Below are 26,955 nucleotides of genomic sequence, written 5' to 3' on the forward strand. Positions count from 1 at the left end.
ATGCGAGCGTGACTTCGAGGTCACACAGGCGCCGTCCCCGGATCCGATGGAGAAACAGGGAATCAGCCGGTCTTCATCGGTCCGTCGCTGGACAGTCCCGACCGAGACTGTTGCTCGACGGTGATCCGGGCGGCCGCGGCAGCCGGATCGAGTGGCGTGTATCTCTCGATCGACCCCCAATCGCGGGCGTAGTCGTCGGCCAGATACGACGGCAGAGTCTGGGCACCGAGCAGCAGTTCGGTCCACCCCAGCGGGCCGCCACCGAAAGAATCCTGCCAGGCGTTGGTGGATTCGGCTCCGGTTCGGTCGGGCAGGATGCGGTACTTCGGCACCTCGGCGACGCCGTCGCGATGATCGAACGGACGCTGGCACGGGAACGCCAGCCCGACCGCCCAGTCGAGCAGAACGGGGTCGGTGGACCCGACCAGAGAATTCAGCGTCTGAGTCTTCGGGACGCGAGGGGGAGTGACGGCGAGCCACTGATCTCCGGCCAGGTCGTTGTCCTCGGCGACGATGCGAACGGCGTTAGCGTCGGCGGGTAGGTCGCTCATCGGTACCCGCAGGTTGCGCCACGACGGTGCCGGGCCGATGTCGAGTGGCGTGACGCGGCCGAGTGCCTGGACGTCTCCGCCGTCGCGGCGTCCGTATTCCAGTTCGACGCGTTGGCCTTCGGTGACGATGCCGTCCTTGTCCACCGAGCGAATTCGGCCTGCGGCGGCGATGGTGATCAGGTCGCCCTCTCCAGGCAGCGAATACCAACCGGAGGTCAGTGACGCGGGCTCGGTGGCTCCGAAGCTGCCGAGCACCGGGGTCGTTTCGGGGTTCAGTCCGAACGGCAGAGCGACTGTGCTGCCGTTGATTCCGACGTTCTCGTTGGTTCCGCCCGAGGTGCCTGCGGAGTTCGACGAGGTGGCCGACGCGCTCTCTTCGGAGTCCTCGGGGCGGATGGAGTTGGCACTGCCCTGGGCGGTGTCCTCGGAGTCGGCCGTCAGGTCTTCGGCGACGCCGTCCGGGGTGAATCCGGTGCTGCCACCTGCTCCCAGCGCGTCCGGGGCGGGGTCGATCGGCTGCAGGACGGATCCGTTGACGTCGGTCTCCACCTGCACGTCACCGGCGAGTCCACACGAGTTGCCTGCGAGTGCGGAGAAGTTGGATCGCGCGATGGAGTACGCAGGGTATTGAGCCACAGCACCTTTGGCGAAAGAGAGCACTTCGAATGCGACGACACCGCCGGCGACGATGGTCAACGCCGAGGGTGCGAAGCGTCGACGCGTGGTGGTTTCTGCTGTGCGATAAGGCAATCGGACATGTTGGTACGCCGCATACAGCAGGGTCAGCACGGTCAGGCCGAGCAGGATGGTCGAGAAGCCCTTGCCGGCAATGGACGGCGGCTTGTCGAACCACGGAATGCCGTAACTCGAGACGTACCACCAACCGTTCGAGCTGGTGAACGCCACCGCCGTCAGGAACAGCACTGCGGCGGTGAACAGCGTTCTGTTACGCGGGGATCGGACGGTGGCAGCCGTGACGGCCACCGCTGCCAGTGCGCCGAGAGACGCGGCGAGACCGGCGTACACACCGAAGTGGTGGGTCCACTTGGTGGGGGTGAACATCATCAAAGCAAGTGCGCCCAAGACGATTCCGAGTATCCGACGCGATGGCCCGGTGGCGGTACCGGGGATGCGTCCGTTCTTGCGGAGCATCACCGCGATGCAGACGACGATGCACAGCAGCATCGCGAACATGCCGAATCGTCGGGCGAGCGAGCCGTCGGGGGAGATGGTCATCAACGCGTCCCAGCGCACACGTTCCTCGAACCAGGGCACGTTGGGTCCGAGAGCCGAGCGCACCCGGGTCGCTTCGAGCACGGTGCTCAGAGTTTGGTCGGCGAAGATCGCGATCACCACGGCCAGTCCCGACGCGATCAGTGGCGCGAGGACCGCGAGCAACCCCACTTGGCGGGCTCGTTTGACGATGATCATCACGATCGGGCGGAGTCCGGCGAGCAGCGCGGCGACGGCGATCAGTCCGGTGGGTCCGGCGGCGAGCGAGAAGGCGGCGATCAGTGTGCCGACCGCGGCGGGCAACAGTCGTCCGGTGGCGATGGCCCGCTCGATCGAGCACCACGTCAGCAGCGCGCCCAGGGCGATGACGGGTTCCGGACGCAGTCCGTTGTCGTAGGGCAGCCAGAAGGCGAGGAACACCAGGCCTGCGGTCCACAGCGCGACGCGGTTGGTCAGTACCGCGCGCCCGAGGCGGGGGATGACCTCGCGGCTGATGACGAGCCAGCACAGCAGTGCGGCGATCGTGGCGGGCAGACGCATCCAGATGCTGGCGGTGCTGACTTTGGCGAGGGCGGCCAGCATGTCGTAGTACGGCATGCCGAACGGTGCTTCGGGAACGCCGAACCAGCGGAAGTAGTTGGCCATGTATCCGGCGTGCTCGGAGACGCGGGCCATGTTGAGCAGGTAGCCGTCGTCGGAGGTGTTGGCACCGATGAAGTGCCACAACACCAGCACTCCGACGACGACGGCGTCGACGCCGGTCACCGACTTCCAGCGTGACGGCAGGAAGCGGCGGTGACGTCGACCGTCCACGCTGTCGAGGCGATGCAATGCGAACAGGGAGGCGACGACGGCCAGCGCGCCGACGATCATCGCCAGCAGCTTGAACGTCGTCGGGGTCGAGGAGTAGCGGGAGTCGATGTCCACGCGCACGTTCAGACCGTCGACCGGCGCGGTGAGGTCGGTGAAGATGCCGACGACCTGGGGCCGGACGTCGCCGTCGACAGTGGTGGCCGCGCCGCCGAGGTCGACCACCGTGCGGGCGGCGTTCGAGGAGATGGTCAGCGCGCAATCGGAGGCCAGGTCGGATACGGGAGCCTCGGCGAGAACGCGATCGCGGAGCAGCACCTGCAGTCGATCGTCGTCGACCCGCACGGTCAGTGCTCGCTGCTCGGTTTTCGCCGCCGCGATCGGAGCGGTGGACATCACCGTGCCGCCGCCCTCGAGCCGAGTGGCAGTACTGCACGGGATCGTCGCGTTCAATTCGAGCGGGGAGTAGCTCACCAGCGGAGCGTTGACGCTCCCGAACGAGTTCTGCGGCCACGACAGGGTGGAGACGTCCTGCTGCACCGGCAGCAGCGGAGTGGCGATGGCCAGAACGGCACCGATGATGCCGGTGACGATCGCTATCAGCCGGGCGGTCGTGATGTTCGGAGCGGTCGCAGGCACACCGGCGATGCTATTGGACGAGCGAGCGCACATCCCACACCCATACGCCGCCGGTGTATTGCGGCTGGACGTCGAGCAGCTCGGTGACCGTGCTGCGCAGGGCGACGGTGTTCTTGCTCGGCGGAAGTACCACGACGTCGGCTTCCCAGAAGCGCATGTCCTGCGCCGCCTGGCTGCGCTGATCGGCGGTGATCTCGGGGACGGTGCCGGAGTCGTAGACCGAGCCGAGCAGCAGCGCCGTCGGGCGATCCACGGCACCGTACTTGGCGACCTTCTCTTCCTGATCGCTCGGTCCGACGAAGTATCCGGCGGCCAGCGTGAAGCCCATGTCCGCGTCCATCTGCCAACGCAGCGGCCGGGCGTCCTCGGGCCGTGGGAGAGGGACGGTGACGACGGAACCGTCGTCGACGTAGTTCTGCCAATCGCCGTCGGCGAAGAACCGGGGTGTGGGGGATTTGTCGACGGTGACCAGCGGCGTCGGGATCAGCGGAACGAGGGCGAGGGCGAGTCCGGCGATCCAGAATGCCGGCAACGGCCGTAGTCCGTTGCGGAACGTCCGATCGGTGGCCAGGACGAGCAACAGAGCCAGTGCGGGGACCGCGCCGAGGGCGAAGCGGGTCTCGAGGACGGATTCGACGAGTGGGTATTCGGCGAGTTTCGTCCACGGCAGGGTGATGCCGGTGTCGTTCTTGCCGATCATCAGCGTCGCGCCGAGCGAGAGCACGCTCATGACGATGGCCGTGGCAGCCGCGGCCCTGGCGCAGGCAACACGCCACATCCACACTGCCGCCACGAGGCACAGCACGAGCAGCGGCCAGCCGAAGTAGGCGTTCTCCTCGGTGGCGTTGATCCGTACGTTCTGTCCCGGGGTGGCGACGCCACCGATGGATTGCGTCGGGAACTGGAAGAGGGCTTTGGCGTCGTTGCCCATCGGGCCGTGTTCGAGGAAGGAGTACGACTGCGGTCCGAAGAACTGCCACCACAGCGGCAAGGCGACGATGGCCAGCGCGATGCTCGCCGATACCGCGAGCCGGGGTACGGCATTGCGTACGGCCGGCCACAGGGAACGCGGCCGGGACAGGTAGTAGACGACGGCGAAGATGGCGAACGACATCGCGAAGATCAGCAGCGGTTCTTCGCCGAGCAGGATCTGCAGCGCGACGATCAAGCCGAGTCCGACGGTGTTCTTGGTGGTTCCACCGCCGTGTGCGACGCGGGTGACCAGCATCGCGATGACCGGGAGCAGGAACAGCACCACGAAGTTGGGGTGGCCGTTGGCATGGGAGATGGCACCGGGCGCGAAGCCGCACAGTGCGCCGCCCATTGCGGCGGCACCCTTGGACGCGTTCAACTGACGCGAGAACAGCCAGTACCAGGCGAACGAGGTGCCGGCGAGGCCGGCGGTGAGGGCGATCGCCCAGGTGACGGTGGGTCCGAACAACAGCGTGATCGGGGCCAGCGGAATGGAGATGCCGAACATTGCTGTGTTCGCCATCAAATTCACCCCGAGCGGGTAATTCTGCAGGTCACTGGACAGTGGGTTGTCCAGATGCGCGACGGCATGGGCGGCGACGGAGAAGAACCACTCCCACATCGTCTGGTCCTGGCCGCTGTTGTAGAGGTAGCCACCGTTCAGATTGCGCCACTGGCCCTGCAGGACGTACACGGCGGCGATCAGAAATCCGACGGCCGCCACGAGGTCGCCACGCCCGACGCCGGAGTGTCGAGCCGGTGCCGTGGTCGGCTGCCGCTCGAGAACTCTCTGGTCGTGGGTGGTCATCGCGTCGAGGTTACAGAAAGATCACGGTGGGCGAAAACTCGAACGTGCTGGGTCACACCGGCTGGAGTGCGACGCCGCCCCACACCCGTATGTACAGATCAGTCACCGATCCAGGTGGCCACGTTCGTCACGTCTGCCCGTTCGGTTCGGAACGAGTTGATCGGGTGCTCCAGGTCCGCGTATCCGAACGAGATGCCGAGCACGATGCGCCGGTGCTCCGGTATTTCGAAGTAGTCGTGCAGAAAATCGGAGTACGACGCGAGGGCGGCCTGTGGGGCGGTGGCGATGCCGAGGCTGTGTGCGCTGAGCAGAAAGGTGTTGACGTACAGACCGCAGTCGATCGCTCCGTACTCGCCGAGATCGGCCTCGGTGGTGATCACGGCGACGTGTGGCGCATCGAAGAAGTCGAAGTTGCGGAGCATCTGAGCAAGGGCGCGCGGATCCCCCTTCTCGATGCCGACACTGTCGTAGAGCTGCAGTCCGCACGCACGGCGACGGTCGCGATAGTCGCCGGCGTACTGGGTGGGGAAGGGGATGTCACTCTGCAGGGGGCCGCCGCCGCGGACGTGGTCCTGGAGTGTCCGGCGGAAGCGGTCTGTCCCCTCCCCTTCCGTCACGATGACCTGCCACGGCTGGGTGTTGCACCACGACGGTGTGCGCTGGCTCAGCGCGAGCACACGCTCGATATCGCCGCGTGGCACTGCATCCGGCCGGAACTGTCGGCACGTCCAGCGTTCTTCGAGAATTCCGGCGAGTGCCGAGAATTGCTGCCCTCGATCGTCTGTCACAGCGTCCATGTACACCCCTGGTCTCATTTCGAGACTACAAAGTAGCAGCAATAGTCTCGTTTCGAGACTGCTGGGTAAGGTCGACGGTATGCGTCATGCGGAGCTGGCCGATGTGCCCTGCTCGATTTCGAGGTCTCTGTCCGTTCTGGGTGACCGGTGGACGCTGGTGATTCTGAAGTGGTCGTTCGCAGGGGTTCGCCGTTTCAACCACTTCCAGAGCGCCATGGGGATCTCACGAAGTCGGCTACAGGATCGACTCGACCGCCTCGTCGAGCACGACATTCTCGCCAAGGTGCAGACCGATTCCACCTACGCGGAATACCGGCTGACCCGCAAGGGTCACGACATCTATCCGATTCTGATGGCCTTCAAGGACTGGGGCGACGCGTACATGGCACCCGACGGTGTCCCCGTGCACTACACGCACCGCGACTGTGGGGGCAACGCACACGTGAGGCTCGAGTGTGACTCGTGCGGCGATGAGATCACGGCTCGTCAGGTGCTGCCGGCGCCTGCCGCGGGTAACCCGCTTGCGCCGTGACGTACTCGGCCTGCGGCCGCGGTCTCGATCCGGCGCGCGCAGCGATTATGCAGTGCGTACGACCAGTGCGAAGGGCCCGATATCGGTCACCGTGAAGCGTGGATCCTCGAACAGCGACTCGGGGAAGGTGACGGTGTAGCGCCGCACATTCGGATCGTTCGGGTAGACGTCCTCCGCCAGTCTCAAGGTGTAGCCGTCGGCACCGCGGCGGAACAGGAAGGCGTCGGGGGCGCGCCACTGGCTGGTGTCGAGCGCCTCGATCATCTGGTCGGGAGTCTCGAGCTCGGTCCACCGCTCGATGGCGTCGGCCCGCTGATCGAACTGCGCCAGTGGATTGGCGTAGTGCGACGTCAGTCCTTGGAATCCGAAGTACGGGTAGTAGCTCAGGAACGAGGTGTCCGCAGTGAGCAGGACGGTTTCATCGCGTGGTCGACCGGTCTGTTCGGTCAGGGCGTCGTCGACCTCGCGGTAGTACGAGACGGCGCTCGGCGGACGCATATCGGCACGGTTGCCGTCACCGTCGGTGTCGGAGTACGCGACGGTGATCTCGCTCTGCAGTACCTGGGGGATGTTCTGCGCGAAGGCCATTGCGCCGATGGCCGCGACGACGACGGCAGCGATGCGGAACTTCGGGGGCTCGTTGATGGCCTGGTAGATCGCGTGGCTGCCTTCGAGGAATCCGAAAACGCCTGCGCTGCCGAGCAATACGATGAGAACCGCTTCGAGTCGGAACGAGAGCAGTGTGGTGCCCGCAGCCGTGGCCGCCATCGACAGCAACGTCCACAGGTAGACCGCGACGACGCCGACTCCGAGTGCCTGTGCTCGACGCGACGACGAGAAACGTACTGCCACCCATACCGTTCCGATGAGGCACAGAATGCCCAAAATCGAGAACTCGAACATCGGGAACGGAAGCGTTGCACCGGCTTCGGGCAGGTAGTGCAGTGCGGTGCCCGATGTGGACGGTGCGCCGCGAAGGAAGTCGACGAGATACGGCAGCCATACCGTCGCCGCTATGAGGCCCGAGATGACGGCGATCGCAGCCACTTTGAGTGCAATGGGAATCAGGGCCCGCCAGGTCTTGCGCTCGCGGTAGGCGAGAACGGCGGCGAACAAGGCCATCAGCACGACGGTGAACGCGGCCAGACCCAGGTACAGGGTGTAGAACGTCGCGGCCAGACCGAGGAACAGGCCGGTACCGATTACCGCTCCCCAGCCGCCTGCTGCGCGTCCCCCCGTGGGGATGAATGTCCCATTCTTGCCGTCTGACCGACTGGATGTCGCATTCATCCCGACGGGGGTGGCCGCTCCAGCCCCGTCGGAGACAGGAGTAACGGGCCGATGCAACGCGCCCCAGGCCAGGAGCAATGCCGGGGCGAACAGCAGCACGATGACGGCGCTGTAGGCCTCGGGGGAGGCGTAGGCGACAACCAATGCAGTCGTGACAGCGCTGACGGCGACAGCCCAGTCACTGCGGATCAGGGCCTTCCACAGTACGAAAGCGACCACCGACGTGACAGCAAGCAGTCCGATTGCGTACGGCTTGAACACTTCCCAGCCGTCCATACCCAGCAGGTTGCCGACCCGTCCACCGAGCCAGAACCAACCTGCGGGGTAGAAGGGTGGGATGTCGGCGTACGTCATGTCGCGCAACGACGCCGAATCCGTCAGCCGCGTCAGGTATTCGGTGCGAAACTCCTGGTCGACGGAGATGCCGAACAGGTACAGCTTGGTTGCCGCCAAAGGCATTCCGAGGGTCACGGTAACGAAGCCGGACAGCCCGACCCACGCCGAGAGTCGAGCGATCCACGGCCACTTACGGATTCGGTACAGGTAGATCGACGACGCGAACAGGGCCGCGGCTACCACCTGGCCCAGAGTTGTCAGAGCGCGAGTGACGTTGGACGAGTTGAACGCCGGCCACTGAACCAGTGAGAAGGCGTACAGCCCGACCGTCGCCACCACGACTGCGACGAGCGCACCGAGAACGATCTCCCCGACGGCAGAGGCGGTTCTGCGAGCCGGTGCAACCCCGTCAGTCATCGAGATCAGATGGGCAGCTTGCGGAAGATCGGCCGCGGCACGTGTCGCAGCACCATCATCACCAGACGCCACGGTGCGGGAGTCCAGATGAGCGGGGTGCCCTTGCGCGATGCATTCACCGCGAGCTTCGCGATGACCTCCTTGTCGACGGTCATCGGCGCTTCCTTGACGTGGGCGCTGAACTTGGTGCGCACCATGCCCGGACGAACGACCGTGACCCGAGGACCGAACTCGCGCAACGCTTCTCCGAGTCCGAGGTAGAAACCGTCGAGGCCGGCCTTGGTGGAGCCGTAGACGAAGTTCGAGCGACGGACCCGCTCGCCTGCCACCGAGGACATGACGATGATGCGGCCGTACGCCTGCGCCTTCATCTTCTCGCCCAGCAGTACGCCGACCGACACGGATGCGGTGTAGTTGATGTTCGCGGCGAGGACGGCCTTGCGCTGGTCCTGCCAGAGCTGCTCGGCATCGAAGTCGACGGCGAAGGCGACGATCGCGACGTCGACGTCACCCTTGGCCCAGGCCGCGTCGATGACCTTCGGATGCGACGCGGTGTCGAGTGCGTCGAAGTCGATGACGTCCACGGACTTCGCGCCCTTGGCGGTGAGCTGTGCAACGGCACTCTCACGCAGCGGATCGTTGGGCAGCGCAGCGAGAACGACGCGTGCCGGAGACTTCGAGAGGTACTCCTCGGTGATAGCGAGACCGATCTCGCTGGTGCCACCCAGAACGAGAATCGTCTGCGGGTTACCTACGGCGTCTATCGTCACAGCAGTTCCAGCCTTCTAGCCATATCGGAGGCGAAAACGCCTGTGGGGTCTACAGATCGACGAACCTTGATCCATTCGTCGATCCGCGGGTACATCGAGTGGAACGTCTCGGCGTCGGTGCGCGAATCCTTCGCGGTGTATAGACGACCGCCGAACTCGAGCACACGCTTGTCGAGTTCGCGGACGAACTCGTTCAGGCCCGGCTTGATCGGGAAGTCCACGCAGATGTTCCAGCCTGGAATCGGAAAGCTCAGTGGCGCTTTGTTTCCCGGACCGAACAGCTTGAACACGTTGAGGAACGAGTAGTGCCCCGACTTCTGGATATCGACGATGATCTTCTTGAACTCGTCGACGGCCTCCGGCGGCACCACGAACTGGTACTGCAGAAATCCCTTGGAGCCGTAGGCGCGGTTCCACTCACTGAACATGTCGAGTGGGTGGTAGAACGCCGTCAGGGACTGAACCTTGTTCCGATAGTTGCCGGCCTTGCGGTACCAGGCCTCGCCGACGGCGGAGAACGTGTACTTGTTGGCGAGCCCGTTCGGAAAGATATCGGGGAACTTCACGAGCGGCTTGGCGTTGAAGCGCAGCGGATCCTTCTGCAGCTTCTCGGGAAGCTGGTCGAGGCGCGCCAACGATCCACGTGAGAGAGCTGCGCGGCCGAGCTTGGGGGGCGGAGCGACGGCGTCGAACCAGGCGCTCGAGTAGTCGTAGTTGTTCTCACTGCCGTCGCTGTGCAGGGCAATGGTCTCGTCGAGGGTGCTGGTGACGTCGCCGTCGGCGATGAAGTAGGCCGTTTCCGTGGGCGTCATCTCGATCGTCGCGCGCAGGATGATGCCGGTCAGGCCGTTGCCGCCGACCGTCGCCCAGAAGAGCTTGGCGTTCTTGCCCGTCGGCGTCAGGTGGCGGATCTGACCGTCCGCGGTGAGAAGTTCCATCGAGCGGACGTGGTTACCGAAGCTGCCCGCGCTGTGGTGGTTCTTGCCGTGGATGTCCGTGCCGATCGCTCCACCGATGGTGACCTGACGGGTACCCGGAAGCACCGGAACCCACAGACCGAACGGCAGTGCAGCACGCATCAGTTGGTCGAGGTTGACGCCACCGTCGACGTCGACGATGCGCGTCGACGCGTCGATGCTGTGAATGCCGTTGAGGGCATTCATGTCGATGACGAGTCCGCCAGAGTTCTGCGCGTTGTCGCCGTAGGAGCGGCCGAGGCCGCGGGCGATGACGCCGCGTCGGAGGTAAGCCGGCTTGGAGTCGTTCTGCTCGGCGACCTGCTTGACCGCGTTCGCGATGAGCTCGGGGTCGGAGGTCGAGAGCACCTCGCCGGTGGAGGGCGCAGTGCGGCCCCAACCAGTGAGTGTGCGGGTCTGCGTGGGTAGCGGCGCAGTGTTCCCGGCCTGTGGTTCCAGGGGGAAGAGTGCGTCGTCGGCTGTCGTGGACATCGCTCAAGAGGGTACCCGCATTGCGATAGCAGCTAATGTCAGTCCTCGTGTCCACCCCTGATCGCTCCATCGAAGACGGCTCCGGGAACGACGACTGGTCGCCCGAGGACGACGAGCTGCAGCATCACGTCCCGCTGCCCGTCGAGCTGCCACTGACCGAGAACATCGCCGACGCGGCCCTCGATCTCAAGACGCAGGTGGTGCGGTTCTTGGCGACGGGTGTGCTGTCGGCGATCGTCGATCAAGGCGTCAATCTGATCCTGCATTTCGTGTTCGGCGTCGGGGTGACTCTGGCCAAGGCGATCGGGTTCGTGCTCGGCACCACCACGGCGTATCTGATCAACCGTCGGTGGACGTTCAACGCGGCACCGTCCCGGGCCCGGTTCCTCGCCGTCGTCGCACTGTACGGGGTCACCTTCGCCGTCCAGGTCGGCATCTACACCTGGCTCTACCAGGTTCTTCCCGACGGCTTCTGGTACGCCAACGTGGCTTTCGTCGTCGCGCAGGGAACGGCGACGGTCATCAACTTCCTGGTGCAGCGGTTCGTGATCTTCAAAATTCGGTAACTGTTGTGGGGCGCTAAGTTTCCTTGATCCCGGGCCGAAGTCCTGGTTCAATATGGCCTCAGGAGGGGAGTATCCCCCAGCAGCTTCGTCGTCACCACGGCCCGGCAATCCGGGCCCGGCGAGCGGCCCACGTCGGGCGGGAGAGACCTCCAGTTCACAGAACTGGAGGTTGTCATGTCCGTTCCATTTTGGGCTTGGGTGGCAGTACTCGGCTTCATCGTCGCCATGCTTGCGGTCGATTTGTTCGCCCATCGGCGAGCACACGTCATCGGAGTGCGCGAAGCGGCTGCCTGGTCCGGTATCTGGGTCGCTTTCGGCGTTGGATTCGGAGTACTGATCTGGGCCACCGCCGGTGCCGAGTTCGGCCAGCAGTACTTCGCCGGCTACCTGATCGAGAAGTCGCTGGCGGTCGACAACGTGTTCGTGTGGGCCATCATCTTCACGTATTTCGCGGTGCCCAGGGAGTTGCAACACCGCGTCCTGTTCTTCGGCGTACTCGGTGCGCTGGTCTTTCGTGGCATCTTCATCGCCGGGGGATCTGCCCTCATCGCCAGCTTCAGCGCGGTGCTCTACCTCTTCGCTGCCTTCTTGATCTTCACCGGATACCGCATGGTGCGTCAGCGCAACGAGCATCTCGATCCCGAACAGTCTCGTACGCTGCGGTTGTTCCGTCGCTACGTTCCCATGACCGACGCGTTCTACGGGCAGAAGTTCATGGTGCGCATCGGGGGCGTTGCGTTGGCCACTCCGCTGTTGGCGGTGCTGGTCCTCGTCGAAGTCACCGACATCGTCTTCGCTGTCGATTCCATACCGGCGATCTTCGCCGTCACCGACATCCCCTTCCTGGTGTTCACCGCCAACGCATTCGCCATTCTCGGACTGCGGGCGATGTACTTTCTGCTCGCGGACCTGATGCACCGATTCGTGTACCTGAAGGTGGGATTGGCGTTGGTCCTGATCTGGGTCGGCATCAAGATGGCACTCAAGGTCGACGTGTTCTACATCCCCACCGCCGTCTCGCTCGGTGTCATCTCGTCGATTCTCGCGGTCTCCGTGATACTCAGTTTGCGAGCCACCCGAGGGCAGGATGCGCGCCCGCAGGTCGACCAGTCGGCGTCTCCGTTCCGGACGGCGACGGAAACGGAACTTGCTGCGGCTCAACCTTTGTGGAGCACGCGCGGTCGACCGAAAGACCGTCTGTAGCCTTCGCATCGGGTGTTGGGGCGACGCCGCACGACCGCGGTGTCGCCCCAACAACGACCAACTCAGAAGGTGGGCAGGTTTCCTGCTTCGAGGGCTTCGGTGAGGGTGGGGGCGGCTTTGTCTTTGGCGGAGAGCTCGTAGGTCAGGGGCGATCCGTCGCGGCCGGTGGTGGGCCAGTCGATACCCAGGGCGGGGTCGAGGGGGTTGATGTCGCGGTCCAGTGCCGGGGTGTACTCGAGGCCGCACAGATACATCACGGTGGAGTTGTCTTCCAACGACAAGATGGCGTGCCCGAGGCCTTCGGAGAGGAACACCGCTTTCCGGTCGATGTCGTCGATCAGCACGCTGTCCCACTGCCCGAACGTCGGGGAGCCGACGCGCAGGTCGACGATGACGTCGAGGAACGCTCCGCGGGCGCAGGTGACGTATTTCGCTTGCCCGGGTGGGTTGGTGGTGAAGTGGATCCCGCGCAGCACGCCGGCGGCGGAGACCGAGCAGTTCGCCTGCTTCAGATCCAACGCTCGCCCGGTCGTTTCCTCGAAGAGGCTCGCTTTGAACCATTCGAAGAACACGCCGCGGTCGTCACCGAACTGGCGTGGGGTGTATTCGTAGGCGCCGGATATTGTCAGTTCACGAAACGTCATCGGTTTCCTCGGTCGATCAGGTCCAGCAGGTAGCGGCCGTAGCCGGATTTGACGAGTGTCTCGGCGCGGGTGCGTAGTTCGTCGTCGGTGATGAATCCTCGTCGCCAGGCGACTTCTTCGGGGGATCCGATCTTGAGTCCTTGGCGTTGTTCGATGGTGCGCACGTAGTTGGAGGCGTCGAGGAGGGAGTCGAAGGTGCCGGTGTCGAGCCAGGCGGTGCCGCGGGGCAGGACTTCGACTTGGAGGCGGCCGGCGTCGAGGTAGTGGCGGTTGACGTCGGTGATCTCGTATTCGCCGCGGGCGGAGGGGGCGAGGTCGCGGGCGATGGCGATGACGTCGTTGTCGTAGAAGTACAGGCCAGGGACGGCGTAGTTCGATTTCGGGGCGGTGGGTTTTTCTTCCAACGACACGGCTTTTCGGTTGTCGTCGAATTCGATGACGCCGTAGGCGGTGGGGTCGGAGACCTCGTAGGCGAAGACGGCTCCGCCGTCGATGGTGTCGAAGCGTGAGAGTTGGGTGCCCAGGCCGGGGCCGTAGAAGATGTTGTCGCCGAGCACCAGGGCGGCGGAGTCGGTGCCGATGTGATCGGCTCCCAGGACGAAGGCTTGGGCGAGGCCGTTGGGTTCGTGTTGGACCTTGTAGGTCAAGGAGATGCCGAATTGGGAGCCGTCGCCGAGCAGGCGTGCGAACTGGTCGGCGTCCTGGGGTGTGGTGATGATGAGGATCTCGCGGATGCCGGCGAGGATCAGGGTCGAGAGGGGGTAGTAGATCATCGGTTTGTCGTAGACCGGGACCAGCTGTTTGCTCACTCCCATCGTGATCGGATGAAGCCGTGAGCCCGTGCCGCCCGCCAGAATGATTCCCCGCATGAGCCCGAAGTCTTCCAGACCCTCCGATCACCCGCTCGGTCGTGCACCTTCGTTTCCGGCGCGCGAGGTGGCAACTGCCCATAGACTCCGGCCAGCCCTGCCCCGTTCCGACGGAACCGCCCGTCGACCGAACAAAGGACAAGCCAAGTGACGACGAGTAGTCAGATCGCCACCGGTGCCACTCAGATCACCGAATTGATGGCCGGAATGACCGACGCCGAACGCGCGTCGGCCACGCCCTGCACGGAGTGGACAGTCGCTGACCTGACGGACCACCTGGTGCACACCGCGGCCAACCTGGTGACGATGGCGCGAGGTGGGGAGATCGACTGGTCGGCCGCACCCGAGCCCTCCTCGGATCCGGTTCCGCTGTGGACCGCCCGGACCCGCGAACTGCTGACCGAGCTCGACGCAGGTTCACCGCTGCCGGCCGGCATGGTCGCTGCTGAACTTTCGGTGCACGCGTGGGACCTTGCGACCGCGCTCGGGCGTGGTACCGACGACTTCGACCAGACCGTGGCGGAGGAGGGGATGGTGTTCATGTCGGCCAATGTGACCGATGAGCGCAGGGGTGGTGCCTTCGATCCCGAGCAGCCTGCACCCGACGGAGCAAACGCGTACGAGCGCATCGCGGCTTTTGCCGGGCGCACTGTTCGACGGTCCTGACACGTCCAGCGGCCTTCACTCCCACGGGATTCGATAGGGCTGAGACAGGGCTTCGGTCGTCGATGTCGGCCATTCCGACGGCCACACGACCAGCGGATCGGCTGTGAGCTCGTCCACCTCCGGAGGCAGCGGATTCGCGTCCACCTGGATTCGTTCCCAACTGCATTCACCCGACGCGACGCGGCGTGCGTAGTGGATCAGGTCGGCCGACGCTCGCGGTGAGGACGCCACGCGGGCCAGTAGTTCCGTTGTGACGGTCTGGGTTTTCAGGTCTGAGTTCGAGGCGCGTCTACGCATGGCTTCGAGCTCTCCGCAGGATGCCATCAGTCGGTCGTAGGCAGCGCGGGCGTGCGGAGGCAGTGACTCGATCATGCGTCCCGCCATGGTCCGTCGCCGGTGCCGACGGAGAAGTCCTCGTCCGGTGTGTCGAGTACCGGTCGGATATCCGCGGTCTTGCCCACTTCGACGGCTTGCTTGCCGTAGTCGAGGAGGTCGTTCAGCGGTCGCAGTGTGTCGTCGATCTTCTGGCCCACCTGGCCTTCGGGGTCGCCGAGCGCGTCGAGGAACCCGCCGAAGTCGTCGACCACCTGCTCGATCTTCACAATGAGATCCTTGGTCAGATCCATTGCCGTCAAGCATATTTCGATGATGCTCTCCACCTGCCATGCAGTGCCGACCACCGGCACTTTCTTGAGCACGACCTTCAGCGCACCGCGGGCGTTGTCGAGGGCCACTTCGGACTCGAGCAATTCGACGATCTTGCGGACCACTGCCAGCGCTGCGCCACGAAGTCGGTCGGCGATGGCTGTACAGATTGCGGCGATCGTTCGGCCGGCATGCCCTTCCCATCGCATTGCGGCGAGTTGTCGGTCGGCATAGTCGGTGAATGCCTGTGCGGCTGCACCGTTCCAGTGGACGTCGACGCGGCGTACTCCTGCAGCCAACGACTCGGCTGCGGCTTCCATGGCGTCGCCCGCAATCTGGTAAGCCTGACCGATTCGACGGATTTCGTTCCAGTTGCCGGTGACAGGAATGGTCGCTTCGCGTAGCGGACTCCACCCGGAGAGTTCGAAGATCGTACGGTCGATCTCGCCGAGCCACTCGGAGGCATCGGCGAGCACGTCGCGGATGTCGTCGATGGCGGGATTGGTTGGAGGATAATCGATTCCGTGAGGATGACCGTAGTCAGCGGCACCGTCGAATTCGTCTACATGCCCGGCCGCGGCGTGATCCGAACTCCCGCGGTCGCTGCCGGGTAGCGGTGGCACAGATGTGTGGGCGTTGAGCAGGTCGTAATTCTTTCGATCTTGATCGGCATACAACCAGGCAGCTTTGTTCAGCTCGGCCCCCATCTCGCCGCAGTTGGCCGACAGGTGAACGTGTCGGGTGCGGGTCATCTCTTGGAAGCGCGCGATATACGGACGCAGCTTCTTCAGAATCTCTCCGACCACGTTCTCGCCGAGGCCCGCGTTGTCGAGCAAGTAGTGGTGACTGGCCAGGGTATCGACACCGATGCGATCGAGAAGATTACCGAGACCGGCGATGTTCGCCGCGTCCGCCGAAAGGAGTTCTTTGGTCATCGCGTCACCCCGCCGGGATCGCTACGGCGGAGTGTGGAAATGATGTCTTCGACGACCGAATGATCCAGTGCCCCGTCGACAGCGAGGTCCAGCTTCACGAAGAACACGGCGACCGTCGCCGTCGCGAACCCGGGCACGGCAACAACATCGAACGTCCCCTTCGTGGGGTCACAGTCGGCTCGCTTGTGCACGCTCGATGCCGTGACGGTGTATCGCACAGCCGGCCCGCCTGCGACCTCGATATCGCTCGGCTGCGAGTACTCGATTCGAGGCGGTGCGGCGGAGTCGTCGCCGAAGATGATCTCCGCGCCTCGTGCTGCGTCGAGCGCTGCGGTGTGCAGATCCATTCCGCGGCGCCCGGTCATGCCGGACATGGCGAGCGTCGACCCGTCGGATTCCGGGCAGTAATTGCTCCCGAAATCTCCGATCGAGCCGTAGACGACCGATCGACCGGCATTCGACCATCCCGCGATTCCGGTCGAAAAGTTTCGCCACTCTGCCGGAATGTCGTAAGTCCAGCCGAATTTGGTGGCGATGGGCTGCGGCTGCCCGTCGGGTACCTCGATTTGCGGTGGCGGGCGTTCCATCGACGGACAACCCGGCGGCAGGGGCGGCGGCACTGTCGTCGAGCCCGTGGGTCTGGGTGACACCGGTGGCAGAGTCCGTACACCCTCGTACGGTTCCGGCACTTGCGGAGCCAGCTGCGGAATTGCCCACATGAACCCGAACAGCAGCGTTATCAGTGCCGCGAGACGGACAAGAATTTTTCCCAGACCCATTGACGTACTCCCCCCGAAGTCGAACAGAAGCTAGCACGCGCGCCCGACAAGAACGCCCCACACAAGCATCCCCCGGTAAAGTGCCTGTTCATGAGAATTCTCGTCACGGGTGGGGCCGGGTTCATCGGCGCGAACTTCGTACATCAGACCCTCGCGCAGCGCCCCGACTCCCAGGTCACCGTGCTCGACAAGCTCACCTACGCCGGCAACAAGGCCTCTCTGGACCCCGTTGCCGATCGCATCGACTTCGTGCACGGCGACATCGCCGACGCCGATCTCGTCGACCGACTCGTCCGCGAGACCGATCTCGTCGTCCACTTCGCCGCCGAATCCCACAACGACAACTCGTTGACCGACCCGTGGCCGTTCGTCCACACCAACGTCATCGGCACCACCACGTTGCTCAACGCGGTCCGCGAGCACGACGTCCGCTACCACCACATCTCCACCGACGAGGTCTACGGCGACCTCGAACTCGACGATCCGGCGAGATTCACCGAATCGACCCCGTACAACCCGTCGAGCCCGTACTCGTCGACCAAGGCGTCGAGCGATCTGCTGGTCCGCGCGTGGACCCGCTCGTTCGGGGTCCGCTCCACCATCTCGAACTGCTCCAACAACTACGGCCCGTATCAGCACGTGGAGAAGTTCATCCCGCGTCAGATCACCAACATCCTCAGCGGCTCACGCCCCAAGCTCTACGGTGCCGGGCAGAACGTGCGCGACTGGATCCACGTCGACGACCACAACAGCGCCGTCTGGGCCATCATCGACGGCGGCCGCATCGGCGAGACCTACCTCATCGGAGCCGACGGCGAAGCCAACAACCGCACCGTCCTCGAAGCGATCCTCGAAGAGACCGGCCACGAGCCCGATGCCTTCGATTTCGTCACCGACCGGCCCGGTCACGATCTGCGCTACGCCATCGACTCGACCAAGCTCCGCACCGAATTGGGTTGGACGCCAACCTATGTCGACTTCCGCGCAGGGTTGAAAGCGACCGTCGACTGGTACCGCGACAACGAGCAGTGGTGGCGACCGCAGAAGGACGCCACCGAGGCCGTCTATGCGACGAAGGAATCCGTACTGCCCTGAAAATCCGAAACGCTAGCTGCTGCGCGACATCCGATGTCGCAGCAGCAGGTACACGGCTCGCCGCATGAACGAGGTCATGAGTGCCTTGGCGTTGCCGATGCGAACGTCACTGTCGGACAACAACGTCGGGTCGCTCGCCTGGAGGGAGCGGTGGAAGTCGGCGGCCTGACGGGCCTGCTGGGTGGCGAGCTCGACGCTCCACTGTCCCGAGTTGATGCGAAACGACGCCAGCGGCTGGGGAATGGCCACGATGTCGCCGCGCAGCGCGACGGCGATGAAGGTGGCCTGGTCGATCAGGTACGGATGACTGTTGTCCCACAGTCCGACTGCGCGCAGTTCCGAGAGCTTCATCATGACGCCGCCGGGTTCACCGAAGATGTTGGCTCCGGCCCGAACTGCTGTTCTCGCGGCCACTCGACCCGACGTCTTTCCCTGTAGTCCGCCGAGTCCGCGCGCGGCGATGACGGTTTTGCTGTTGGCGTCGATCAACGTGCGCTGCGCGGCGACGAGTACCGCGGTCGGATGGGCGTCGAAAGCCTGTACCTGGGCGGCGAGCGCGGTGCGGTGGATGGTGTCGTCACCGCACACGAGTTTGATCAGCTCGCCCGACGCTTCCTCGGTGACGCGATTCCAGTTGGCCTGTGCCCCGCCGCCCGCAGGTGTGGTGAGGAGGCGAATGCGTGGATCGTCGTACTTCTGGGCAACGGCCAGGGTGCCGTCGGTCGACGAGTGGTCGGCAATGACCAGCTCGAAGTCCGTGAACGTCTGGGCAAGAATCGAATCGATGGTCTCGGCCAGGTATTCGGCGTTGTTGTACGCCGGGACGACGACGGAAACTCGGGGTGTCATGGTGTGGGGTCCTGGCTCTTTCTGCGAAACGAGAAGTCGCGGTAGCCGAAGAAGCTGACGACTGCCATCACTGCTGTGACGACCAATTGGGAAGGGATGGGCGGGAAGTGGAACACCGAGACGGCGAGGGTCATCAGTGAGATGTTGGCGAGGAACGCTCCGAAGTTGACCACGAAGAACCGGAGCAGATCTCGGAAGAAGTGCCCGCGAACGCGAAACACGAGGTAGCGATACATCGCGAACGCGCACAGTACGTTGCAGAGATACCCGAGCACGATGGCGGCGTGGTAGCCGTATCGCTCGCCGATCAGCAACTGCCACACGATGAACCATGCGGTGCCCAGTGCGGTGTTGACGCCGCCGACGAGCAGAAATGCGATCTTCTGATTCTTGACGATGCGCATCAGTGGTCCCGGTGCACCGTTCATGCCGGCCGGAGGCGCGGGAGTCTGCGGTTCGGTCATCGGCCCACCGCCAGTGCCTGACGCGTCGCGAACAGGGTCGAGGCGATACCTGCAGGCAGTGTGCGGTGGGTGCGTCGATCGATCTGCGGCCAGACGGTCGACCGCAGTCGTAGGTCGCGTCCTTGGAACGCCGCGAGGGGAGAGGCCGCGAGCACTACGTTGGGCCGTCGACGAAAGACGGTTCGGCAGGCACCGAGAATGGAACCGATGGTGACGGCCTCACCCGAGGCGAAGATCTTGACGGTCGGAGCGATACGTCGTTCGGCGGAGACGGCGAGGGCGTCGGCCACCATTTCGGCGGCGTCGCTGACATAGAGGTAATCGCGCAGGGTGTCCATGGGGACGTAGATCGACACCGGTGAGGCCATCAGGTATCCGCGGCACAGGTGCGAGATCAACCCCTGAGGTTTCGCGAGATTCTGTCCCGGGCCGTAGAGGTTGGCGAATCGGCCGACGACAACGTTGACCCCGGTGCGGATGCCGAATTCGGTCGCGACCGACTCGGACTGCAGTTTCGCGAAACCGTAGTCGCCCAACGGAATCGGCGGTGTCTCTTCGTCGTGTGGGGCTCCCGGTGCGCCGGCGTAGACGCCTCCGGCAGACGACGCGAGAAACACCGTTCCGGTGTCCGCGCGGTCCGCAGCGACGGACTCGACCCGGGCCAGTACGGTCCGGATCAGATCGTTCTCTTCGGCGAATTGTGCTGCACTGGTGCCGTTCACGCCGGCTCCGGCGGCCCAGACGACGTTCCACGCGCCGGTCCGGAACGAGTCGAAGAAGGCCGAACAGCGTTGCAGCAGAGTTTCTTCGGCCAGTGACCGGTCGGACCACGGGATTGCACTGGTGTGCACGTGATGTCCGCGTCGTCGAGCCTCCCGCGTCACCGATGCGCCGAGCAGTCCGCCGCTGCCGACGACCCAGGTGTGCGTCGCGTTCACGCCGGCGGTGCGGGATCGGTCGACGGTTCGGTGCGTCCGAGCGGCCCGTTTCCAGGGTCGGTCACGATCAGGTAGGGCGGCTTGCCCATGGCGGTCTTGACGTTGACGCCGACGTACTCGGCCACCACTCCGAGCGAGAACAGGGTGGCTCCGAAGCCGAACAGCAGGATCACCATCGTCGATGCCCAGCCTCGCACTTCGGCACCGGAATCGAAGACGAGGTACGACACCAGCACGTAGGCGACGAGAACGAGGCCCAGTAGCGCGAAGGCGATGCCGATGAAGGACACCAGCCGCAGACCTTTGGTGCCGCTGGAGAGCACCATTCGCCAGAAGTGCGACAGAAGCGTCCGCAGCCGGTATCCCGATCGACGGTCCACTTCTTCTCGCAGGGCCACCGGGCTCGTCGTGACGTCGCCTGCAATCCACCCGAGTGCGATATCGAGGTATGCCTCGGAGCCGGCGTAGGCGGCAACGGATCGACCGACTTCGCCGAGGACCAGGCGGTAGCTCTGGTAGTCGACGGTGTTGTCTCCGGCCAAAGCCTTGGCGATGAGCCACTTCGCTCCGCGTGAGGCGGCGTTGCGCCAGAGTCCGTGCGGTGCGACGTTCGTCGGCTTGGCGTAGACGACGGTGGACTGCCGGTCGAGGGCGGTATCGAGCATGCCGCCGATCGCGGCCGGGTCATGCTGGCCGTCCTCGTCCATCGTGACGATCCACTCGCCGCCGCTCGATGCCATGCCGGCGAGGGTGGCGGGGTGTTGGCCGAAATTGCGACTGAGCCACACGCCACGAACGAACGAATGCGCCTCGGTCAGCTGCCGGATCACGGCTGCGGAGTTGTCGGGTCCGTGATCGAACACGAGGAGAACTTCTTCGACGATCATCGGCCGCCCGAGGGGCGTGTGGGTGACCTGCGTCAACGGGATGATCTCGTCCATCAGCGCGCTGAGCGTCCGTTCACCCTGGTAGACCGGAACCACGATGGAGATGCGGTGCGGAGCAGCAGCGTCGGACGTCACGAGGTCTGACCCTATCTGCTGGACGTCGTACTGCCGAACTCCGGCGCGGAGGGGCGTGGACGTCGTCGAACATCGAGTACGACCAGGCCGATCAGCACCATCACCCCACCGGCCATGGCAGCGAGTCCGAGTCGTTCACCGGGCGGCCGGAAGGTGAGTTCGAGGTCCGCTGCGTCGGTGCCGGGCGGCAGGTCGACGTACAGGAAGATATCGGCCAGGCCTTTCGTCTGCAGCGGCTCACCGTTCAGAGTGGCGGTGTAGCCGGGCCAGGCCAACCGCGAGAAGACGACGCTGCCACCGGCGGGCGCGGAGACGGTGACGTGCTCGGAGTCCGCGTCGGACGAGATCGGGTCGGCGGAGGCGTTCACCGTCGCTACGACGCGTCCCGACGCGGTAGGAATCAATCCATCGACGCGTTCGAGGACGTAGACCTGCCGAGCGGAGTCGGGGGTGGGCGCGGTGACCCACTGCCAGCCTGCGGGCGCGGCCTCCCTCTCGGCCAGCGGATACTGCAGTTTCTGCAGTACGACGCGGTCGAGCTGCATCAGATCGGCATAGGTCTTGCCGGTGTACGGCTCGATCTCGAAGAGCCGGTCGAAGGCGTCGGTGCAGGTCGAACCCTCGTGCTCGAAGCACAGCAGGTTTGCGAAATCGAGGTAGCCGACGGGGGTGTAGGCGTTGACGTAGTCCAGGCCCATCACCTTGGCGGAGTTGCCGTAGACCTGCGAGTGCCACGGCAGTTGCGGGTCGTCGGGCCCGTCGGCTTCGGTCTCGGTCAGCGCACGACTGCCGAGCTGCAGCGTCGAGCCCTGCCACTGCGGGAACTGCGCCTTGGCCTCGGACTGCGAGGTGGGGAGCCACCATTTGGCGAACGGCGGTTGGTATCCGGCCACCTGGTACATCGCGATCGGCGCGATCGTCACCAGGATGAGCGCGGCGGTGGCCCGGGTGGAGAAGCGGTGGGCGAGCAGCAGGGCGAGTGCGCCGACCAGCAGGATCGCGAGCGCAGCAACGATGTGGCGGCCGAAGAACTCCGGACCCGACGAGCCGGCACGCAGCAGCAACACCAGCGTCAGCAGGCCGGCGGCGAGCAGTCGGGGCCGCAGCTTGTCCAGAGTTCCGTATCGGCTGATCAGGGTGACGACGAGGATCAACGCGACGATGGCGACGAAGGGGAGGATGCGCGCGGGCCAGCGGATGGGGCCGATATCGCTGGGGCCCGCGGTGAAGACCAGCGCGAACGCCAACAGAATCAGTGGTGCGGCCAGCTCACGCAACGCCGTGGGCACCCGACGCCACGCGATGAACGCGAGCGCAGGGACGAGGAACCAGGCGATGTAGGTGACCGGGGCTTCGGTGGTCTCGCCTGCCCACGATTCGATGCTGGTCACGGCCGTCGGGATACTGGCGGTCAACGATTCCGACCACGGTGCCGTCAGGAAGTTGTCGTTGAACGTTCCCTCGTCACCGCTGCGCCACGTGACCGCGGAGGTCAGTACTCCCGGCAGGAAGGTGACGGCCCCGCAGGCGGCCGCGGCGATGCCGACGCTGCACACCTTCAGCGCCGGACGCCACAGGCGCTGGAACAACCGTTCGCCGATCGCGACCGAGCCGATCATGACGCCGGCCATGACCGCGGCGTGGACGTATCCCACGCTGATGGCCAGGTAGAGGAACACGAACGGCACGACGGGGCCGCTGTGGCCGCGGGCGTACTTCACCGAGCTCGCCCATGCGTTGGTGATGTACGCGGTGCCGATGAGGGCCGTCACCCACGAGGTGTTCTCGAAGAACAGGGTGAAGCCGACGAACGGTGCGCTTGCGCCTGCGACGGCGGCCCAGTTCGCGCGTGCCCCGTAGACGAGCGCGACGCGGTACACACCCCAGGCCAGCAGGATCGAGAAGCCCAGTTTGACGACCGTCGCGAGCAGGACCAGGTTGTCGATCGAGGGCGAGACGTAGTTGATCGCCATCTGAACCGGGTTCCACAGTCCGCCCTGGCCTTCGACGGGATAGTTGCCCGCCATCCACTGATCGAGCACGAGGGACGGGAAGTGACCGTCGCGCATGATGCGCCCGAGTTGAAGCCAGTTGGGGATGGCACCGGATTCGGTGTCGTCGATGTAGAAGAAGCGAGGGTCGACGCTGAGCACCAAGAGATAGCCCAACACGACGACGGCAGCAATTGCCGCTCCCCATACGAGGCGCTCTCGTCTGCTGTCGGGCAGGGAGCTGCTCGCGATCTGGGTATCCGTAGTGGGCAAGGGTCAACTCCGTGAGTTCGGGCAAAGACACCCGACTGTAGCTGTCGTCTTGCTCCCGAGCCGAAACGCCGACGCATGCATCACGCAGATGTCCGCAGGAAAGCGGCTATTGCGAGTGACCACTCTCTAAGTTACTGTTTCGTCATTCTATGACGGAGGTCACATGAACCCGAACATTCCTTTCGATGTCGTCATCACCGGCGGAACCGTGTACGACGGATCCGGCGGTCCTGGAGTTCGAGCGGATGTGGGCATCGTCGACGGCGTCGTGCGGGCCGTGTCGTCCACTCCCCTCGAGGCGGGCGCGACGACCGAGGTGGTCGATGCCACCGGCAAGTGGGTCACGCCGGGCTTCGTGGACGTACACACCCATTACGACGCAGAGGTGTTGGTCGGGCCGGGTCTCGAAGAATCCGTCCGGCACGGGGTCACGACGGTTCTCCTGGGCAACTGTTCGTTGTCGACGCTCTATTCCACTCCGGTCGACATTGCGGACCTGTTCAGTCGGGTCGAGGCGCTGCCGCGCGATCATGTGCTCAAGGCAGTCGATGCGCACAAAAATTGGAACAGTCCCGACGAGTACATCGCAGCCCTCGAGCGCCTGCCTCTCGGGCCCAATATTGCTGCATTGGTGGGTCATTCGGATCTACGGGCGCATGTCATGGGGCTCGACCGCTCGACCGACCGAAGTCAGAAGCCCACCCGGGAAGAATGGCGTGCCATGTCCGACGCGCTCGAGAAGGCGCTCGATGCCGGGCTGCTCGGAATGTCGACCATGACGAACCCGTGGGACAAGTTGGACGGCGATCGATACCGGTCTCGTTCGTTGCCGTCCTCTTATGCGCGGTGGAGCGAATTCCGTTCTCTGCACAAGATTCTGCGTCGACGCGGTCGGCTGTTGCAGAGCATTCCGAACCTGAACACCAAGTACGACATGTTGTTCTTCCTCGCCTCGGCCACCGGGGTCGGCCGCACTCCGCTCAAGATCTCGCTGCTGGCGGCGGCCGATGCCAAGGCGTCGCCGTGGATCCATCGCGTCTTCGGCCCGCTCGCCCGGATGGTCAACGGCCCGGGCAAGGGGCAGTTCCGCTGGCAGCACCTCCCCACTACGTTCGACGTGTATTCCGACGGCATCGATCTCGTGGTGTTCGAGGAGTTCGGCTCGGGCCGCGCCGCGCTGCATCTGCGAGAAGAGTTGGGCCGCAACGAGTTGCTGTCCGACGAGGCGTACCGCCGCTGGTTCCGTGCCGACTTCGAGAAGAAGTTCAGCTCGCGCGTCTGGCATCGGGACTTCGCCGACGCCGAGATCACCGAGTGCCCCGACGCCTCGGTCGTCGGAAAGAACATCGCGGAGGTCGCGGCCGAACGTGGTGTGCACGTGGTGGACGCGTTCCTCGATCTGGTGGTCGAGCACGGCCGAAAGTTGCGCTGGCACACGACGGTTGCCAATCACCGCAAGCGGCAGATGGACAAGCTGATCAATCAGCCCGGGGTGACCGTTGGTTTCTCCGATGCCGGCGCTCATCTGCGCAACATGGCGTTCTACAACTTCGGCATTCGGTTGCTGCACCGCGTGCACGACGCGCGAAACGATCGCCGGCCGTTCATGACCGTCGAGAAGGCCGTGCACAAGCTCAGCGGCGAACTGGCCGACTTCTACGGTGTCGACGCCGGGCACCTGCGGGTGGGGGACCGTGCCGATATCGTCGTGATCGACCCGGAGGGCCTGAACGAGGATGTCCTGGCCTATCGCGAGGAGACCATGCCGGAATTCGGTGGCCTGAGCCGCATGGTCAATCGCAACGACCGAGCAGTCGCCGCCACTCTGGTCGCGGGCCGAGTGGTGTTCTCCGGCGGCACCTTTGCGCCCTGGTTCGGTGTGTCGGAGCGGGCCGGTAGCTTCCTGCGGGCAGGCACTCCCACCGCCCCGCGACGCCGGGAGCGTGTGTGAGTGGCGAGTCAACAACAGCGCCGAACCGAGACCATCGGAAAACTGCTCGACGCGACTATCGCATCGTTGTGCGAGAAGGGTTACGCCGCAACCAGTGTCAGTGAAATCGTCAGCCGGGCCGGGGTGTCGTCCGGGGCCATGTTTCGGCATTTCGACACCAGGCTCGACCTGATCGTCGCCGCAGCCGACGAGGTTCGTCGACGTCAGTTCGAGGAGTTTCGCCGCGGCCTGTCCGGTTTCGGCAGTGCGTCCATCGAGCACTGTCTCGAACTGCTCAGAGCAGCGTGCCGCGCCCCGATCAACGGGGCCTGGTACGAGCTGTTGACCGCCGCCCGCAGCGACGACGAGCTGCGAGAGAGACTGCAGCCGTTCACCGTTCGATATCACGAGCAGATCGCCGAACTTGCTCGTGCGCTTCCCGTTGCCGGCGTGATCGATCCGCAGCATCTGGAAACGGTGGTCTTCAGTGTCGTCCACCTGCTCGACGGCGAGGCGTTGGCAGCCGTGGTCCATCCGCAGCCCGAGCAGGAAGCCATGCGGCTGAAGATGATTGCTCACCTGTTGCGCGGCGGCGCACTGCATGCCCTGACCGACGCGGGATGACTCACTGGACGGTATGCATCGCCGGTGCCGAGCTTCCCGTTTTCGAGTACGGGAACCCGACAGCCCGCTCGACGGTGTTGCTGGTGCACGGCTATCCCGATAACCATCACGTGTTCGATCCGCTGATCACCGCGCTCGGCGACACGGTCCGGGTGATCGCCTACGACACACGAGGCAGCGGAGCGTCCGTGCTGGAGCCTGCGGCAGACGTCGCCATCGAGCAGCTGGCGCGGGACGCCTTCGCGGTGGTCGAGTCGATTCCGGGCCTGACCGGCAAGGTCCACGTCTTCGCCCACGACTGGGGGTCGGTCCAGATGTGGGAGGCGATGGCCTCGCCTCGGGCGAGCACCGCATTCGCGTCGTACACGTCGGTGTCGGGGCCGAGTCTGGATCATCTGCGGCAGGTGGCACGGGCGCGGTCGGTCCGGCCGCATCGATGGCCGTCACTGGTGGGGCAGTTGGCCAGGTCCTGGTACGTCTTCGGGTTTCACGTGCCCGTCCTGCGATCGCGAATACCGGCTCTGCTGGCCCGACTGCAGGCCGAGGGCGAGCCGACCCCGACGGCGGCCGACCAGCAGCGCGGCATCGCGCTGTACCGGGCCAACGTGCTGCGGCGGGTGTTCCGTGGACCCGATCCGCGGTGCGTCGTCCCGACCACCGTGGTGGTCCCGACACACGACCCGATGCTGTCGACGAACCTCACCGAGGGTCTCGATCGGTGGATCCCCGACTTGCGCGTCGTTCACGTCGAGGCGGGCCACTGGTGGCCGTACACGCACCCGGCCGATGCCGCTCGGGTGCTGCTGGAGAGGGTGCGGGAAGGGGAGTAGGTGGCGGGCAGTGCGGCGAGCGTCGGACG

The 26,955-nt window shown here is 64.8% G+C and carries 24 protein-coding genes; 8 read left to right on the forward strand and 16 right to left on the reverse strand.

The features are described 5' to 3' along the window. Window positions 1–62: 62 nt before the first annotated feature. The 3 genes from JLZ96_RS14650 to JLZ96_RS14660 form a co-directional block, all read right to left on the reverse strand. The gene (locus JLZ96_RS14650; protein ID WP_236253987.1) at window positions 63–3,233 is read right to left on the reverse strand and encodes an arabinosyltransferase domain-containing protein; all 3,171 of its coding nucleotides are present in this window, start codon (window positions 3,231–3,233) and stop codon (window positions 63–65) included. Window positions 3,234–3,243: 10 nt separating this feature from the next. Next, entirely contained in the window at window positions 3,244–5,013 is a 1,770-nt protein-coding gene (locus tag JLZ96_RS14655) for a glycosyl transferase (protein WP_201010446.1), read from the reverse strand. A gap of 98 nt (window positions 5,014–5,111) precedes the next feature. Continuing rightward, on the reverse strand, window positions 5,112–5,810 hold the full coding sequence (locus JLZ96_RS14660) for a nitroreductase (RefSeq protein WP_201010447.1): 699 nt from the start codon (window positions 5,808–5,810) through the stop codon (window positions 5,112–5,114). Window positions 5,811–5,889: 79 nt separating this feature from the next. On the opposite strand from JLZ96_RS14660, the gene JLZ96_RS14665 reads away from it, so the two are divergent. After that, the gene (locus tag JLZ96_RS14665) at window positions 5,890–6,342 is read left to right on the forward strand and encodes a helix-turn-helix domain-containing protein (protein ID WP_032366764.1); all 453 of its coding nucleotides are present in this window, start codon (window positions 5,890–5,892) and stop codon (window positions 6,340–6,342) included. Between the two features lie 45 nt (window positions 6,343–6,387). On the opposite strand, the gene JLZ96_RS14670 is transcribed toward JLZ96_RS14665, so the two are convergent. Genes JLZ96_RS14670 through JLZ96_RS14680 form a run of 3 tightly spaced genes read right to left on the reverse strand, consistent with a single transcriptional unit; the run spans window position 6,388 to window position 10,603 of the window. Then, a complete protein-coding gene (locus tag JLZ96_RS14670; RefSeq protein WP_201010448.1) occupies window positions 6,388–8,385 on the reverse strand; it encodes a galactan 5-O-arabinofuranosyltransferase in 1,998 nt (665 codons plus the stop codon). 5 nt (window positions 8,386–8,390) lie between these two features. Then, a complete protein-coding gene (locus tag JLZ96_RS14675; protein ID WP_027494796.1) occupies window positions 8,391–9,155 on the reverse strand; it encodes a decaprenylphospho-beta-D-erythro-pentofuranosid-2-ulose 2-reductase in 765 nt (254 codons plus the stop codon). Then, a complete protein-coding gene (locus JLZ96_RS14680; protein WP_027494795.1) occupies window positions 9,152–10,603 on the reverse strand; it encodes an FAD-binding oxidoreductase in 1,452 nt (483 codons plus the stop codon). Before JLZ96_RS14680 ends, JLZ96_RS14675 begins: the two co-directional genes overlap by 4 nt. A gap of 47 nt (window positions 10,604–10,650) precedes the next feature. Between JLZ96_RS14680 and JLZ96_RS14685 the strand changes: the two genes are divergently transcribed. Continuing rightward, the gene (locus JLZ96_RS14685; protein WP_080729430.1) at window positions 10,651–11,169 is read left to right on the forward strand and encodes a GtrA family protein; all 519 of its coding nucleotides are present in this window, start codon (window positions 10,651–10,653) and stop codon (window positions 11,167–11,169) included. 174 nt (window positions 11,170–11,343) lie between these two features. Continuing rightward, window positions 11,344–12,372 carry a TerC family protein gene (locus tag JLZ96_RS14690; RefSeq protein WP_201010449.1) on the forward strand — a complete coding sequence of 343 codons (1,029 nt, stop codon included), beginning with the start codon at window positions 11,344–11,346 and terminating at the stop codon, window positions 12,370–12,372. A gap of 62 nt (window positions 12,373–12,434) precedes the next feature. On the opposite strand, the gene JLZ96_RS14695 is transcribed toward JLZ96_RS14690, so the two are convergent. Then, on the reverse strand, window positions 12,435–13,016 hold the full coding sequence (locus JLZ96_RS14695) for a dTDP-4-dehydrorhamnose 3,5-epimerase family protein (protein WP_032385367.1): 582 nt from the start codon (window positions 13,014–13,016) through the stop codon (window positions 12,435–12,437). Then, window positions 13,013–13,885, reverse strand: coding sequence for a glucose-1-phosphate thymidylyltransferase RfbA (rfbA, locus tag JLZ96_RS14700; protein WP_201010450.1), 873 nt, complete (start codon window positions 13,883–13,885; stop codon window positions 13,013–13,015). Before rfbA ends, JLZ96_RS14695 begins: the two co-directional genes overlap by 4 nt. A gap of 147 nt (window positions 13,886–14,032) precedes the next feature. On the opposite strand from rfbA, the gene JLZ96_RS14705 reads away from it, so the two are divergent. Beyond that, window positions 14,033–14,551 (forward strand): maleylpyruvate isomerase family mycothiol-dependent enzyme, encoded by a 519-nt coding sequence (locus JLZ96_RS14705; protein ID WP_201010451.1) that lies wholly within the window; start codon window positions 14,033–14,035, stop codon window positions 14,549–14,551. Window positions 14,552–14,566: 15 nt separating this feature from the next. Here JLZ96_RS14705 and JLZ96_RS14710 read toward each other — a convergent pair whose 3' ends face one another. Genes JLZ96_RS14710 through JLZ96_RS24990 form a run of 3 tightly spaced genes read right to left on the reverse strand, consistent with a single transcriptional unit; the run spans window position 14,567 to window position 16,910 of the window. Further along, window positions 14,567–14,923, reverse strand: coding sequence for a hypothetical protein (locus JLZ96_RS14710; protein WP_201010452.1), 357 nt, complete (start codon window positions 14,921–14,923; stop codon window positions 14,567–14,569). Beyond that, complete coding sequence (locus tag JLZ96_RS14715; protein WP_201010453.1) at window positions 14,920–16,131, reverse strand: WXG100 family type VII secretion target; 1,212 nt, start codon at window positions 16,129–16,131, stop codon at window positions 14,920–14,922. The genes JLZ96_RS14710 and JLZ96_RS14715 overlap by 4 nt, the downstream gene beginning before the upstream one ends. After that, the gene (locus JLZ96_RS24990) at window positions 16,128–16,910 is read right to left on the reverse strand and encodes a hypothetical protein (RefSeq protein ID WP_236253989.1); all 783 of its coding nucleotides are present in this window, start codon (window positions 16,908–16,910) and stop codon (window positions 16,128–16,130) included. The genes JLZ96_RS14715 and JLZ96_RS24990 overlap by 4 nt, the downstream gene beginning before the upstream one ends. A 90-nt stretch (window positions 16,911–17,000) precedes the next feature. Here JLZ96_RS24990 and rfbB point away from each other — a divergent pair, with 90 nt between their 5' ends. Further along, window positions 17,001–18,005: a dTDP-glucose 4,6-dehydratase gene (gene rfbB / locus JLZ96_RS14725; protein ID WP_032366771.1), complete on the forward strand. Its 1,005-nt coding sequence runs from the start codon at window positions 17,001–17,003 to the stop codon at window positions 18,003–18,005. Between the two features lie 12 nt (window positions 18,006–18,017). On the opposite strand, the gene JLZ96_RS14730 is transcribed toward rfbB, so the two are convergent. From JLZ96_RS14730 to JLZ96_RS14750, 5 genes are read right to left on the reverse strand one after another with little or no spacing between them, the layout of a single operon-like run. After that, complete coding sequence (locus tag JLZ96_RS14730) at window positions 18,018–18,854, reverse strand: glycosyltransferase family A protein (RefSeq protein ID WP_032374163.1); 837 nt, start codon at window positions 18,852–18,854, stop codon at window positions 18,018–18,020. Continuing rightward, window positions 18,851–19,318: a GtrA family protein gene (locus JLZ96_RS14735; protein ID WP_032374162.1), complete on the reverse strand. Its 468-nt coding sequence runs from the start codon at window positions 19,316–19,318 to the stop codon at window positions 18,851–18,853. The genes JLZ96_RS14730 and JLZ96_RS14735 overlap by 4 nt, the downstream gene beginning before the upstream one ends. Further along, the gene (locus JLZ96_RS14740; RefSeq protein WP_032392948.1) at window positions 19,315–20,256 is read right to left on the reverse strand and encodes an NAD(P)-dependent oxidoreductase; all 942 of its coding nucleotides are present in this window, start codon (window positions 20,254–20,256) and stop codon (window positions 19,315–19,317) included. The genes JLZ96_RS14735 and JLZ96_RS14740 overlap by 4 nt, the downstream gene beginning before the upstream one ends. Then, window positions 20,253–21,248: a glycosyltransferase gene (locus JLZ96_RS14745; protein WP_201010756.1), complete on the reverse strand. Its 996-nt coding sequence runs from the start codon at window positions 21,246–21,248 to the stop codon at window positions 20,253–20,255. Before JLZ96_RS14745 ends, JLZ96_RS14740 begins: the two co-directional genes overlap by 4 nt. A 41-nt stretch (window positions 21,249–21,289) precedes the next feature. After that, a complete protein-coding gene (locus JLZ96_RS14750; RefSeq protein ID WP_201010454.1) occupies window positions 21,290–23,542 on the reverse strand; it encodes a hypothetical protein in 2,253 nt (750 codons plus the stop codon). A gap of 163 nt (window positions 23,543–23,705) precedes the next feature. On the opposite strand from JLZ96_RS14750, the gene JLZ96_RS14755 reads away from it, so the two are divergent. From JLZ96_RS14755 to JLZ96_RS14765, 3 genes are read left to right on the forward strand one after another with little or no spacing between them, the layout of a single operon-like run. Then, a complete protein-coding gene (locus JLZ96_RS14755; RefSeq protein ID WP_201010455.1) occupies window positions 23,706–25,493 on the forward strand; it encodes an amidohydrolase family protein in 1,788 nt (595 codons plus the stop codon). Beyond that, entirely contained in the window at window positions 25,494–26,096 is a 603-nt protein-coding gene (locus JLZ96_RS14760; protein WP_032407819.1) for a TetR/AcrR family transcriptional regulator, read from the forward strand. After that, window positions 26,093–26,926, forward strand: a complete 834-nt coding sequence (locus JLZ96_RS14765) for an alpha/beta fold hydrolase (RefSeq protein ID WP_201010456.1) — start codon at window positions 26,093–26,095, stop codon at window positions 26,924–26,926. The genes JLZ96_RS14760 and JLZ96_RS14765 overlap by 4 nt, the downstream gene beginning before the upstream one ends. The last annotated feature ends 29 nt before the right edge of the window (window positions 26,927–26,955 follow it).

The sequence above is a fragment of the Rhodococcus sp. NKCM2511 genome, assembly GCF_014905595.1.
Classification (GTDB): domain Bacteria; phylum Actinomycetota; class Actinomycetes; order Mycobacteriales; family Mycobacteriaceae; genus Rhodococcoides; species Rhodococcoides fascians.